This is a genomic window from Phocaeicola dorei (assembly GCF_013009555.1).
Classification (GTDB): domain Bacteria; phylum Bacteroidota; class Bacteroidia; order Bacteroidales; family Bacteroidaceae; genus Phocaeicola; species Phocaeicola dorei.
In genome coordinates, this window is record NZ_CP046176.1 from 3,749,918 (window position 1) to 3,763,750 (window position 13,833).

A 13,833-nucleotide genomic window follows, 5' to 3' on the forward strand; every position below is an offset into this window, starting at 1 on the left:
TTTATGCTGCTTTTCTTAAAACTACAAATGTGTAAAGTGAATGAAGTGCCTCGTCCGCCTTCTGCATATTGCCAAACGCTCTAATCATTTGGGCTGCATGGGTAGCATCATCTTCACGAATATCTCTGATAGTACAAGCTCCGTTAGAAGCGATGTAATCCACAATACGACTGATAACCTCTCGCTGTTTGTCAGTTATTTCACGCTGGTTTTGCCCTAACCAAAGATTGAAAAACTGTTTAGAGGTAGTAACTACGCTATCCAATCGTTCGATTTGGTGGAAAGCAAAGCGCACAAGTTGTATGATATTGGTCAATGCATCGCTTTCTTCTTTGGTAATGGAACGCCTTACCACTTTAGGGTTAACTATGGCATAAGAGTTCCAGAGTTGTTTGGATGTAAAATGATTGTTTGCCATTTTAAGTCTGTTCTCCAAATCCTTTAGCATCGAATAGGTTATAGGCTCTCCCTCATTGTTGTAAATGATGCGCAGTGCCTCTATTTCGTCATAGTACTTTTTACAAAAATCTTCAAAAGCCTCTGTCGTATTTTTTGCTTCCTCAATGGAGAACCCTTTGGAGATAAGCGTATCTTCACCCGGCATCAATGTATTGACGAATCCGGCTGCAAGTATAAGAAGGTATTTCCGAGCATCTGCATGATTGGCAAGCGGAGCGACTAGCCCCTTACGTTCATTGTTAGGCTCATCAGTGATTACAAACGGTGGAAGAATGCCTTTCTCCAGTGCATCGTATATTCTGGCAGAAAGTTCCTTCATGTCATCATGAGACAAACGGACAAACTCTTTCCGTTGCGGATCATCCGCCTTGTTGTATATTCGGGCAAGCGTTGCAGCAAGCCGTTTGAGATACTCGTCAGGAATATAGCCATGACTAATACGTTCTAATAGCTCCTTTAGAGTAATCGTCTTTGTTGTAGGAGCATCATCTATAGGTGCCACTGTTTGCGCATGTTCCGTCACGCCTACCGCATCAACCAAATAAAAACAATCCTTGCTGAATGCGTTCGGGGTAACATTGCGAAGTTGCTCATCACCAATAGTACGTACTCCACGCCCTTTCATCTGAATATACAAAGGCAATGACTCCACATCACGCATGAACATCACCACTTCCAGCGGCTTTACATCTGTTCCGGTGGCAACCAACGTACAGGTGACAGCAATACGGAAATCCTTGTCGTTACGGAATTGGCGTATCAGTTCGTTACTGTCGCCTGCCGAATAGGTAATTTTCTGAACAAAGCGGTCATCAGTTCGTCCAAACACCTCTTTAGCTATTTGTACGATATTTGTAGCATGAGCTTCATTGAGAGCAAAAATCAATGTTTTGGGCAAAAAGTCCATATTTGGTTCACGTTGCGGGTCATTAAACAATTCCGTATAAACCACATCCCGATAGGTCGAAAGGACTAACTTTATCTGTGCCGGATTGATAATACTCCGATTAAGTTCTTTATTTGTATAGATTTTGGTTTCCTTACTACTTACAATCTTAACCTCACCTGTATATCTTGTTTCTTCTTTAAATTTCTCACCCTCTAATATAGCCCCACCCGTTTCTGTGACTTGCGTTTTTATTCTATATACCCGACAATCCACATTCACGCCATCAACAATACTCTTTTCCAATGTGTAGTTAACAATGCAGTTATTATTGAAGAATGCCATTGTTTCAGGGATAGGAGTTGCGGTCAGACCAACCAATCTTGCCGTATCGAAATACTCCAGCACCTTGCGCCAGTTCCCATAAATGGAGCGATGGCACTCGTCTATGATAATCATATCAAAGTAGTCGTGCGGTAAGTTGGGATTAGGAGGCAAGGTTACTTCCTCTATAGGTTCATTCTCGTCATCATCATTATCCTCAATAGTTTCTCCTTTCAAGAATGAGAATAGACGTTGTATTGTAGAAATAACGACATTGCTATCAGAAGGAATAGAAGACGAGCGAAGGCGATTGACCGTAAAGATAGTATTGAAAGCCTCCCCGTTCTCTGTCAGACGGAAGGTCCCAAATTCTCCTTCTGCTTGTTTTCCAAGATTATTTCGGTCTACAAGAAACAACACTCTACGCATTGGTGTATAAGAAAGCATCCGGTAGGCAGCAAGACAAGCAGTATATGTTTTACCCACACCGGTGGCAAGAACCATCAACGCCCGATTTTGCCCGGCACGGAAACTCTTTTCAAGTTCTGTCACTGCCTCATATTGGCAATCACGCAGCCCTTTCTTTTTCAATGTAGGGAGTCCGGCAAATGCATCTTCAATTCCCAGCCTCTTTACCAATTCATGTGGTGTAGGGATATTCATGACCTGCCTGAAACAAGAATCTTGTTCACGAAAATCACAGCAATATAGTTCCTTACCATTCGAAGTGAAGATAAAAGGCAATGGCTTTTGATATGCCTGATAGATATTCGGAACACTTCTTGCATATAAGGCTGCTTGCTCGCATACCTCTGAAGCAAAAGCATCCGTTTCTTCACGCTTAGCTTCAAGTACCCCTACTGCTTTTCCATTAATGAAAAGGAAATAATCTGCCTCAAGATTTCCTTTCAATAAACCTTCTCTTATGGCTACAGCCGTACAAGTAGGTTCATAATCCTCCCTGTTGACTACTTTCCAACCAGCATCGGCAAACCACTGGTCTATCTTTATTCTTGCTTTTTCTTCAGGAGTCATGTTCTTAATAATATATATTATCAGAAGTTCATAGGCACATCTGCAACAGGTTACAAAAGGAACCAGAACCTCCTAACCGTATTAAATAATTTATTGTAACCTTTCTTTTTTATCGGTTATCAAATCCTTCAAATCAACTTGTAATATCTCCGCAATCCGTTGCAAGGTTTCCAAATTAGGCTGAATCCGATTACAGGCATAGGCATTGACCATACTGAAACTCTTATCTAGCTGTTTAGCTAACCACGTTTGAGAAATACCTTTTTCGGATAAAACAGTCTTTATTCTATTCAGTTTCATTACTTGATATGATTTTATTAGACAAATATAGGGAATTATATTCGATAATAGTGTATATTTGCATTAAGAAAAGTCAGTTCTTAAATGAGTTATACCTCAAAGTAATTGAATTTAGACATATTTATGGGAAAGACAGTAACAACATATCTCATTGATGGAGACCCAAAAGGAACTCAATACGCATTCATTAGCAACAAAATTTGCCAAATGTTTGTCGTACCACGTTCTAATCTCTCTTATTTGAATACACAAGAGAAGTTACAAAAACCTGCATTCTATATATTGCTGGGGGAAGATGAATCAACCAAGCCGCAGGCGTATATAGGTGAAACGGAGAACTTTAAAGAACGTGTAAAAGACCACGATAGCAAAAAATCGTTTTGGCAAAAAGCACTCATATTTGTATCGAAAGACGCCGATATGACTAAAGTTGATGTGCAATACCTAGAACATAAAGCTATAGCCGAAGCCAAGAAAGCAAACGCTTTTGTTTTAAGCGATAATAAACAAATTCCTAAAGCCCCTAACCTACCGGAGCATCAACAGGACTCAATGAATGAATTTTTCGAAGATGTGAAGTTTTTGGCATCATTTATCGGTTGCAATATTTTTGAAGTATCACAACCCAAAGAAGAACATCTATTCTACACCAAAGGTAGAGGATGCAATGCAAAAGGTTTCTACAGTTCCGATGGATTCACAGTCCTAAAAGGAAGTACTGTTGCCAAAACAATGGTTCCGTCTTTCAACTGGAAAGAAAAACGAGAAAAGATGCTTCAAGATTACACTTCTACTGAGAACGGAATATTGGTATTGACATCAGATAAAACTTTTTCAAGTCCCAGTACTGCCGCAGATTTCTGTATTGGTAGCAGCAACAACGGCTGGTTGGTATGGAAAGATAAAGAAGGAAATACATTGGACTCAGTTTATAGAAAACAGTTGGATTAATAACATATCAGTTGGAGGCAAATATGGAAATTATCAATCTACTAGACTTCACAGACCGCATCGAGTTGAGAGAATGGCTGAAGGTCAACCATAATCGGGTGAAATCGTGTTGGGTTGTAACTTCACGCTCTAAACAGCCCACATACGAATGTATTCCATACATTGAAGTTGTTGAAGAAGCATTGTGCTTCGGGTGGATTGATTCAACTCTAAAGAAATTGCCAGACGGATGCCTTGCACAGCGGCTTTCACCTCATCGCAAAGGAAGTCATTGGACTGAGTTAAACAAAGAACGTTGTATCAATCTTGAAGACCGAGGACTTATAACAGATGCCGGACACCAAGCCTTTGAGAAAGCCTATTCCTACGAAATAGTTCCCAAAGGCTCTCTTATGGAAGAAAAACCGCATTCCTTGATTTAGCCGAGCTTCGTACCGAACGGAAAATCATTTCTACAATAGAAAGCCCCCATTCGGGAAAAGTCATCGATACCTATCAAATAGTCGAAAGGAAACAGTCTTCGTACCGGTCGCTTCTCCTCCATCGCTACAATCTGCTCACGTCGCAGCAACAACGTTCGCCCCCCAATGATCCGGCAAAGCATCCGAGAAACATCCAAATATATCTTTCTCCGATTGCGTATATTGCTGTCCCTGATAATTATTCAGATCATCGCTCAGAAACAAATCTCCGTGTTTTTTTCAAAACATCCATCATTGAGAGTAAAACAATAGCAATCCGAGCTACGAAGAGATTCATAGCCTAACTCACCAACGAGTTCTGTTTCTTCGATCCAATCAAAATCGGCATATACATATAGCGTCTTCATCGCTTACTCTTTCTTCGAAGCACGTTCCCTTGTCTTCAAACTCAAATTCTGCAAAGCTTTTCCCAATTTATCTTCTTTGACCAGCCACAGAATATCATCACCAAGCTGCAGAGCATACAGCACTCGCAAGTATATTCCGATTGCTACCGTCGGTGCGCCTTTCTCTATTCGGAACACAGTCAACGGGGAACAAGTGCCCGTTCCGCCATCTGAGCCACACTCAAATTCCTCCGCTATCGAGCCAGTTTTATCTGCTCTCCCACAACCGACATCTTCTGCCCCAATTTTCGAGGCAACTTAATCCCCATTGTATTCTTTGTCATAATCAACTTATCATATAATATGCAAAAATATTACTTTTTATCTATTTAATGATATATTGCAGACAAAATCGCAAGACTAGAAGACACAGCAGTATAAAGGCTCTACACTTTTTCAAACGAATCATCCCCATTACACGACATTTTTCCAAGCGAATTAAATGTCTATTCTACAAAAATTACCTTACAACATATATTCAAGATTAGTTTGCTATTCAAATGAAAACCAACTTTACTTTATCCCCGTATTCCTATATACGTTCAATAAAGTAAAGTCAAAATAAGGGAGAAGAGATGGCTGCACTATGATGAAATAACTTCAATCATTTTTCTTTTGGCTGCAAAACGTAGAGTAACCGAGTGTAAAGATCGAACAAAATACAACTCCGAATAGAACACATAACACTCGCATGGGAACCAGAAAATACCTGTGAATCTATCCTCGATTTTACTACCCTTTTGGGCAAAACGAACTCCAACATACCCTATCTTTGTGAACAAGATCTATCGAAGCCCTAGAAGGCAGTTTTTACCCTTTCTCCCTCTGTTCGAAGAGAAACGATAAAAAACATTAAAACATCGGTTCTTAGCGAAAAAACAAGTAACTTCGTAAAGTTTCCACCTTTTAAATACAAACTAGCGAAAATCAGTCAGCATACGATATTACATTGTATAAAAAATTATATTAAGATACTACAATATGTCAAACATTATTCTTGATACAAAAAATGTAGGGAAGATCAAGGGCCTTTTCTACCTCCCCGATTATCAACGGGGTTATAGATGGACCTCGGAGGAAATAAAACTCCTTCTCGATGACATTTATGAAAGTGCGGGAAAGCCATATTGCTTACAACCAATTGTTGTAAAGAAAAGCAATGAGAGGTTCGAGCTCATTGACGGGCAGCAACGTCTTACAACCATATACCTCATCTGCAAGTATATGGAAGCAAAACTGGGAGATCTATATGAACCTAGCTTTAAGTTAGAGTATGAAACTCGTAAAGAATCAGCAAACTTTCTTGGTAATATTGATCTTTCGCTTAGAGAGCTGAATATAGATTATTATTTTATCGCATCTGCATACGAATATATAGAGCAATATTTTACAGAAAAGACACAGGGTGAGCGTCGAGAAATGGCAGCTTACCTGACCAAACTCAATGAATATTTCATATCATCAGTAAACGTCATTTGGTACGAAGTGGATTCTGCTGAGAATGGTATTGAGCTATTTGAGCGTCTAAACATTGGAAAAATTCCACTGACAAGCTCGGAACTTGTCAAAGCCTTGTTTCTTAAAGACAGTGTGCGAGACAAGATGTCAGGACGACAGGAGGAAATCTCACTCCAGTGGGACATGATTGAGCAAGAACTACAAAATCCATCATTTTGGGGCTTTTTGTCCAATATTGATGGAGATCAAATGCCAACTCGTATAGATCTTATCCTTGATCTGATGGTAGACAAATCAGGGAATGATCGTGAAAAGTATCGTACATTCTTTTACTTTGATCGACAAATAAAGTCTCTATCGGAAACCACCACAGAAAATCCGCTTCTTGAGATATGGAGTCGCATCTATCATGTGTTTCTTACACTCCGCGAATGGTATACGAACCATGACTTTTACCATAAAATTGGTTATCTGATTACTATAGGAGTTCCACTAAGGAAAATTTATACCGTATGGCAAAATGATGGCAACACTCCTCTTGCTAAGGATATATTTCTTAGCGAGCTCGACAAAATGATTTCAGAATCAATAAGCATTAAAGATAAAGAAGAGTTACTTAACTTATCATACGATACAAGGAAAGACAAACTACAAAAGGTATTGACTTTGTTTAATGTGGAAACAGAACGTCTGATGGACGATGGTAAACGAAGGTTCCCATTTGACAAACATAAAGATTCTATATGGAGTTTGGAGCATATCCACGCTCAAAATGCCGAAAGCCTTAAAAAGAATAAAGATATTCTTACATGGCTAGAAAGTCATATTGCACTTTTGAAATCTTCTGAAAGTTCTATTTTTGAGGTAAATAATGAACTTATAGAGAAAATGGAGATATTGATTGAACAACTTCATAGCGATAAGGATCCAGGGAATGTGCGTAAACGCTTTAATGAGATTCAGAAGGAAGTAATTATCATATTCACGTCTAAGGAAGATGTCGTTAAGGAGAATAGCTACTCGCATGGATTAGCAAATATGGCACTGCTAGATGTATCTCAAAACGCGGCTCTTAGCAACTCCGTTTTTGATGTTAAAAGACACCGTGTCATTAATTATGATAAAGAAGGAAGATACATTCCAATTTGTACAAAACACGTATTCTTCAAGTACTATACTCAAGAGGGTCCATCGCTTTTCTTTTGGGGAGAGACAGACCGAAGAGATTATGCCGAGGCCCTTAATGAGAAAATTTCACCTTACTATAAACAGGATAATAACGATACCACTATACCCAACTTGACAAATGGAAACTACGACACTGAAGAATCTGATTTCTGAAAACAATCCTTACGGAATAAGTGGAATCACTATACCACGGATTCAACGTGCTTATGCACAAGGCCGATCTGATGCACATGCAGTAAAGACTCGTGAACGTTTTCTATCAGCAATACATGCTGGATTAATAAACAATGGTTTAACCCTCGATTTCATTTATGGTAATATTCAGAATGGTCAGCTGATTCCTCTTGATGGACAGCAACGACTAACTACTCTTTGGCTACTTCATTGGTATGCAGATAAAAAAGAGGGCATCAACGATAAGCGACTTGCGAGGTTTTCATACAACACACGTTATAGCGCGAGAGATTTTCTTATAAAGCTCGTTAACTACGAACCTACATGGAAAACACATCTTAGTGATGAAATTAAAAATGAGGGATGGTTTCCAATGGAATGGAGCAACGATCCTACGGTTAGAGGAATGCTCACAATGCTTGATGAAATCCAAAAGCGTTTTGCCGATATTAATGACTTATGGAACAAATTGGATAAAATTAATTTCTATTTCCGCGATATTGAGGAGATGAAGTTAACCGATGACATTTACATCAAGATGAACTCCCGTGGAAAACCACTCACTGACTTTGAACATTTTAAGGCAGAACTCTTAAAGGTTATGCGTTCTGAAAATGACGATGAAGCTACTGCTAAACGCATTGGCCTTAAGATAGACCGCGAATGGACCGATTTACTTTGGATTTATAGGGATGAGTATAATCTCGTCGATAGCGGTTTTCTAAACTTTTTCCATATGATTTCCCTTATTCTTGTCTATAAGTCAGATCGCTCTTCATCAGAATTTGATTTAGAAGATGATTTCAGTTTACTGGAAAGGCTTTATAAGAATCAACCAAAAAATGTAGTGTTTTTTGAACAAGCCTTTGATTGCATGGTCAATATTCAAAACAAAGCGCAACGTTCTAATTCATTAATACTTAACCCAATTGATATTTTTTTCAACTCTTACCTGTCAAAAGATTATCATGAACACGAAAAAGTTGTCGTATCTCAACAAATTACAGATCTCAATATTTTCAAAGGGGTATTGACCGGAGCCGCGTTGCGTAAAAATACTACCTATTGGTTAATAATGCTCTACTCCTTTCTTATCTATTTAATGAACTATGATAAGATAAAAGAAATGGATTTCCGTCGACGCTTGCGTGTGGTAGTGAATCTGCTCAAAAATTCCAGAAACGAAGTTGTCGATACCCCTAATGGTGATGCAGGAAACCGTATGCCCGCAAATCTTCGTCAGGTAGAAAATATTATTCTTTCTGGGGAAATTGCAGATAGTATAATGATTGATAATGACGTGAGACTGAATTTCAATGTAATTCAGATGGAAGAGGAGCGTCAAAAGCTCCAGTTTACCAAAGAACATCCCGAGCATTCTGCTGGTCTTTTTCAGTTGGAGGATCACTATCTGCTTCAGGGTCGTACAGATGTTGTTGGGTATGAGAATACTCATCTTTATCAGCGATTCATCCATGTCTTTGATAGATGCTCTCGCGATATTATTGACTGTGCAATGTTAGCAACGTATGATTATAGCCAAAGGATAAATAATTGGTGCATTCAACTTGGTTCTGGGAATCAGGATGAAATTGGCAATAAGGCTTGGTATGCATTATTTCATCCGACAGGCAAAAATCCAGATTTTAATAAGACAAAAAAATCATTACGTTCTCTGCTTGAGATTGATATAGAAATAGACGACATTTACTTACAAGAAAAAATTGATGCGTATCTAACAGAATGCAAGACTAAAAGTCAATACGATTGGCGATATTATTATATCGCGTATCCATGCTTCCGCCCCGAGCGTTATGGCAAATATACTATGTATGATGAACAACCATACGCTCTTGTGGCATTGCACTCTGAAAAGCGTGAATCATCTAATGCCTACCAATGTATGCTTCAAGCACTCATTGAAGGACAAGCAGTAGCAAATTCTGTAGAACGATATGATATCCGTGCGCTCTCTTACAGAAAAGGGCTGTTGAGATGTGAAAACAATGCTTTTGTATCATACTCTTTGAAGGACAATAAAGAGCGTGCCAGATTTATCATTCCACAAAACAAAGAAGGCATTGACATCGTTGACCGTATTCAATATTTCAAAGATAATAGAAAGGATAATGATTACTGGATATATCAGGAAGGTTAGTATTAAATCGTAAGTAAAGTCGCTCTCTTCAATTATAGAGCGACTTTACCTAATTCTATAGGGAATGCTTATTTTATACGGCAGAGCTATAGAGGAAACACTAATCACATCAACGGCATACAAGAGTATCGGGTTAAAAAAAATCAAGTATAAAACTCTCTTCATAGGGGCGACCGCCTAGGGTCCTTCAAGAGAATCAAATACGAGGTGTTGGCACTGCAGAGCGGTGTTTCTATGCAAGACCGCAGCTTTAAGCTCTTTACCGAAAAGACAGACCTTCCCGTAACCAAGCTCTCGATGCGAATGCAAAAGATACTCACCGATTGGTTTGCAAAAAGTTATTAGATCAAATCCACAACTGTTAGCTTCATCGTAGCCTGGAAACCCAAGGATGTCCCGAAGGAGAAACCGGAAACAACTGGCTGACTGGCCGACCCTTGTACTCACCCTCTGATCGAAGATCCAACAAAAAGTCGGGAGCCGAAAAGACGGTTTTGCCTTTTTTCTCTCTGTTTGGAGAAAGAGGATGAAAAAAATCGTTAAATCATCAATTTGTTGCGAAAAACAAGTAAATTTTAGAGGCTTCTATCTTTTGATGTAAACTAATGACAATCAATTAGCATAATATGCTGCATCGGACAACTCTACTCCTATACCTTTTCTTTCAGAGATGAGAAAGATAAACAACCTTTACTCATCCAAGGATACTTGACAAGATACCATCAGATCAAAAGCTCAGAAGGACGGTATAGGGATTACACTTTATCATCAATACAAACAAAATGTAACTTCACAGAGTTCAATGAAGAGCAGCCCATGTTACAGAACATTTTCCACATTTCTGCTTTACTCCTAGCAACATCCCATTATGAAATTCCATGAAACTTTCATTCAACCTCCTCACATTCTTCTCACTCGTTCCGCTTCGCATCATCACTTGCACCCATACTCTCAAGATACTGCAATTCCCGTTCCGCAAACTCACGATTCTCCTCCTCTCCCAGCATTTGATAGAGCAGTTCCCTAGCTTGCGAATAATATTTCAAGTTTACTAATACTTGTGCTGCCCTGCGCCGAAGAAAATGATAAAGTGGAAACAAGGTATTCTTTTCATCACCATACATCTTTATCTGACTGCCAACCAAACTCACCATAGAATAAATATACTCAAGAGCTCCTGTATCCTTCATTTCGACGAGACAGTTGGTAAAATCACGAATCGCATGAATGGATGAATTTCTTTTAGCATTAGTCAAATAATAATAAGCCTTTTCAAAATGCCCTAATGTGAGATAAACAAAACCGATATGATAACAAATCACATAATATTCTTCCTTGCCACGCTCCGGCAATTCCGTCCAGTGGACTTGATAATACCGAAAAATAGAAAGATAACACCCCAACGCCTGAAGATAACATTGCTGCCTGAAAAATTTCTTCCCCCAATAAATAGTAGTCTGCAAGGTAGGCTCGGTATAAGCCAGCAACGCCTGTTGTTCCTCCGTCAGTTCGTCAAACTGTTTGTTTTCCGCTTTTTCTTTAGCATCGTCCAACATATATTTCAACTCCCAATAATCATCATGATCCGTTGTCAATCTAACCTCAATCATACTACTGAATACTCTGCCTTTTTGGGTTTCATCGAAAAAAGCATCCACTCTGTCCGTCCGCATAGCCGACAACTTATAATAAAGAGATCGTTCATTACTGCCTTCAGCTTTCTCCAACGCAATCACCAACTGCCCTTCAGCAAGTGTGATACAGATCAGAGCATCTTTTCCCGCCTGTCCTTTTTCATCCATCACAGCATCTTTCAACCGAAAAGAAAGAATAGACAATAATTCGGTACGCCTCTCTATCCGCCCATTGCAAACCAGTGTCATTCCCTTTATATCTTCCTGTTTCACTGTACCAAAAAGAGAAAGAATATCCTCTATCTGATCCATATCTTGCCGGGAAACATCGACAGGTTCCAACAGCTTACCATGTCCAATCTCCAATTTTCGTCTTAACAAAGCTAAACGATTTTCGAATTCTTTTTTCACCAACACGTCTTGTATTGAAGCAGATTGTTCTGCCAACTCTTTAAAACTACGGGCTATCATAAAAGATGACTCAAGCAATACCCGCAAATGTTGTTTTAACTGAGTTTCACTGCCCGACAAGAACAGACAGGCAGACAGACAAGCCGTAAAAGGTGTCTCACTTTCTCCGTCCTCATGACTTTTACGCAAATAGCAAGTCCAAGCTGTGTATCGGCAGTTAATGTTGTTAATGTCAAAAACTATTTTTTTAGACTGTTCATAGCTACATGCATAGAAATCTTTATAATATAACTGAATATTCTGACCTGTTTTTTCTCTTAATAAATGAAAATAACCTCCTTGAAAACCGATGATAATGGCATCAGCATCAATTCTCTTCACTAGTTCACAGTGCATGGACTGCACGAACCTGATAAGCTCATCGGTGGTCATCGCCGAATAAATCTTTTCTTGCTGCTTTTTCGGCTTTGTAACAAAATGATAAACTGTTACGAAAACCACCATCATAGATACTAAGACGACAGAAATAATCATATCTTGTTACAGTTAATCTTTGTATGTCTGTAAAAATACAAAATTAATCGGGAAATGTTAGAAGTGATAGGATATTTTAATGAATTCCCCTAAGAAGTTACTTAAAAATCCGGTTCAATCAATTCCTTCCGATGCATCCGGTGCCACCTCCACCAAATCATAAAACATAGAGGGAATTTCCATCGGAGATATTCTGAAATACCTAAAAATAGGGATTGTCCATTTCCACATTTTCATCGAACTTTGCAACCCCAAAAAACGAATAAATGAAGAAACTTTATATAATACTGTTTATACAAATAGGATGGATATTCCCGCTCTCCGCACAAAAACAAGATTCCATTTATATCGGAACGCGTCATACATTGTTTTCTGAAATACTGAATGAAGAAAGAAAATATTGGATTTATGTACCTGAGACCAAAGCAGGTGAAAAAGGAAAGGCTTATCCGGTTCTTTATCTATTGGATGGAGATTCCTTCTTTCATTCCGTGGTTGGCTTTACGCGTTTCTTCTCTTCTTCTAAAACCTCAAATTTACCTCCTTGCATCGTTGTTGCTGTCTTAAACACAGACCGGACCAGAGATTTCACTCCTACCTGCTCAGCCGCCCGCCGGGATGGTACTATTTGTCCCTATGATAAGCCGGCAGGTGGTGGAGCTGAACAGTTCTATCGCTTTCTGATAGAGGAACTACGTCTGGAAGTGGAAAATAAAGTTCCTGCCAACGGTACAAACTTTCTTGTCGGACATTCATACGCAGGTTTATTTACCCTACAGACACTGTCAAATCACCCCGAGTCTTTTGACTCGTATATAGCAATAGATCCAAGCTTATGGTGGGACCGAGGAGTTTTTCTACAACAAGCTGCAAAGAATGTTTATCAAAAAGACTTCTCCGGCAAACATTTGTATGTTGCTTTCGCCACCCGCCAACGTCCTGCAATCAAACTTATTCAGTTTTCATTGGCCGACAGCTTAAAAAATAAGATCATCCCTGAAATGAAAAACAAGCATTTGCATGTCATTTATAAAAAATTTCCCGACGAGGTGCATGGCACTATTGCTCTTCCTGCCATTTTCGATGGGTTAAAATCTCTATTTCATAGCACTATTTCAACCAAAGAGGCAACATGATAATTTCTTGCAGTATTCAGTTTCTCACCTGTTGCAAATACGCTCCGGTTACTATTGGTAAAAATAACATAACTGATGCTGATAGTGTAGTCACTCGCTCGATTCCGGGGTATTACGTAGCTGTAATCCTTGCCTAATTTCCTGTTTAACATCAATTTAAGATTTCAAACTCTATACTTATCATTTTCTAGAATAACAGGTTGAGACATTGTATCAACCTTGGCTACAGATTTATACTATTCTTTCCGGAAATCATGTCATTAGGGTTATAATATCTGTAATTTATCTACACTGTATTTTCAGTCATGTATTTATCT

General features: G+C 38.9%; 8 protein-coding genes and 2 pseudogenes. 5 read left to right on the plus strand and 5 right to left on the minus strand.

What is annotated here, in order from left to right; translation table 11 throughout:
* Position 1 precedes the first annotated feature (1 nt).
* The gene (locus GKD17_RS15945; protein WP_007831975.1) at positions 2-2,704 is read right to left on the minus strand and encodes a type I restriction endonuclease subunit R; all 2,703 of its coding nucleotides are present in this window, start codon (positions 2,702-2,704) and stop codon (positions 2-4) included.
* A gap of 90 nt (positions 2,705-2,794) precedes the next feature.
* Positions 2,795-3,004 carry a helix-turn-helix domain-containing protein gene (locus tag GKD17_RS15950; protein WP_007831974.1) on the minus strand — a complete coding sequence of 70 codons (210 nt, stop codon included), beginning with the start codon at positions 3,002-3,004 and terminating at the stop codon, positions 2,795-2,797.
* A 123-nt stretch (positions 3,005-3,127) separates the two neighbouring features.
* Here GKD17_RS15950 and GKD17_RS15955 point away from each other — a divergent pair, with 123 nt between their 5' ends.
* On the plus strand, positions 3,128-3,955 hold the full coding sequence (locus tag GKD17_RS15955; protein ID WP_007831972.1) for a GIY-YIG nuclease family protein: 828 nt from the start codon (positions 3,128-3,130) through the stop codon (positions 3,953-3,955).
* A gap of 23 nt (positions 3,956-3,978) precedes the next feature.
* Positions 3,979-4,377, plus strand: a complete 399-nt coding sequence (locus GKD17_RS15960; protein ID WP_007831970.1) for a YdeI/OmpD-associated family protein — start codon at positions 3,979-3,981, stop codon at positions 4,375-4,377.
* Between the two features lie 38 nt (positions 4,378-4,415).
* Here GKD17_RS15960 and GKD17_RS23380 read toward each other — a convergent pair.
* Positions 4,416-4,784: pseudogene (locus GKD17_RS23380) on the minus strand (type II toxin-antitoxin system HipA family toxin); the annotation flags it as partial.
* Between the two features lie 3 nt (positions 4,785-4,787).
* A pseudogene (locus tag GKD17_RS23385) lies at positions 4,788-5,107 on the minus strand (helix-turn-helix domain-containing protein).
* Between the two features lie 697 nt (positions 5,108-5,804).
* Here GKD17_RS23385 and GKD17_RS15970 point away from each other — a divergent pair.
* Together GKD17_RS15970 and GKD17_RS15975 are read left to right on the plus strand one after the other, a co-directional pair.
* The gene (locus GKD17_RS15970) at positions 5,805-7,622 is read left to right on the plus strand and encodes a DUF262 domain-containing protein (protein WP_007831961.1); all 1,818 of its coding nucleotides are present in this window, start codon (positions 5,805-5,807) and stop codon (positions 7,620-7,622) included.
* On the plus strand, positions 7,588-9,801 hold the full coding sequence (locus tag GKD17_RS15975; RefSeq protein ID WP_007831959.1) for a DUF262 domain-containing protein: 2,214 nt from the start codon (positions 7,588-7,590) through the stop codon (positions 9,799-9,801). The genes GKD17_RS15970 and GKD17_RS15975 overlap by 35 nt, the downstream gene beginning before the upstream one ends.
* Before the next feature lie 911 nt (positions 9,802-10,712).
* On the opposite strand, the gene GKD17_RS15980 is transcribed toward GKD17_RS15975, so the two are convergent.
* The gene (locus GKD17_RS15980) at positions 10,713-12,380 is read right to left on the minus strand and encodes a hypothetical protein (RefSeq protein ID WP_007853715.1); all 1,668 of its coding nucleotides are present in this window, start codon (positions 12,378-12,380) and stop codon (positions 10,713-10,715) included.
* Between the two features lie 266 nt (positions 12,381-12,646).
* Between GKD17_RS15980 and GKD17_RS15985 the strand changes: the two genes are divergently transcribed.
* Positions 12,647-13,516, plus strand: coding sequence for an alpha/beta hydrolase (locus GKD17_RS15985; RefSeq protein WP_007831950.1), 870 nt, complete (start codon positions 12,647-12,649; stop codon positions 13,514-13,516).
* Positions 13,517-13,833 lie beyond the last annotated feature (317 nt).

Excerpts from the sequence above, each read along its gene's own strand:
- GKD17_RS15945 (WP_007831975.1), bottom strand. The coding sequence starts at position 2,704 with ATGACTCCTGAAGAAAAAGCAAGAATAAAGATAGACCAGTGGTTTGCC.
- GKD17_RS15950 (WP_007831974.1), bottom strand. The coding sequence starts at position 3,004 with ATGAAACTGAATAGAATAAAGACTGTTTTATCCGAAAAAGGTATTTCT.
- GKD17_RS15955 (WP_007831972.1), top strand. The coding sequence starts at position 3,128 with ATGGGAAAGACAGTAACAACATATCTCATTGATGGAGACCCAAAAGGA.
- GKD17_RS15960 (WP_007831970.1), top strand. The coding sequence starts at position 3,979 with ATGGAAATTATCAATCTACTAGACTTCACAGACCGCATCGAGTTGAGA.
- GKD17_RS15970 (WP_007831961.1), top strand. The coding sequence starts at position 5,805 with ATGTCAAACATTATTCTTGATACAAAAAATGTAGGGAAGATCAAGGGC.
- GKD17_RS15975 (WP_007831959.1), top strand. The coding sequence starts at position 7,588 with ATGGAAACTACGACACTGAAGAATCTGATTTCTGAAAACAATCCTTAC.
- GKD17_RS15980 (WP_007853715.1), bottom strand. The coding sequence starts at position 12,380 with ATGATTATTTCTGTCGTCTTAGTATCTATGATGGTGGTTTTCGTAACA.
- GKD17_RS15985 (WP_007831950.1), top strand. The coding sequence starts at position 12,647 with ATGAAGAAACTTTATATAATACTGTTTATACAAATAGGATGGATATTC.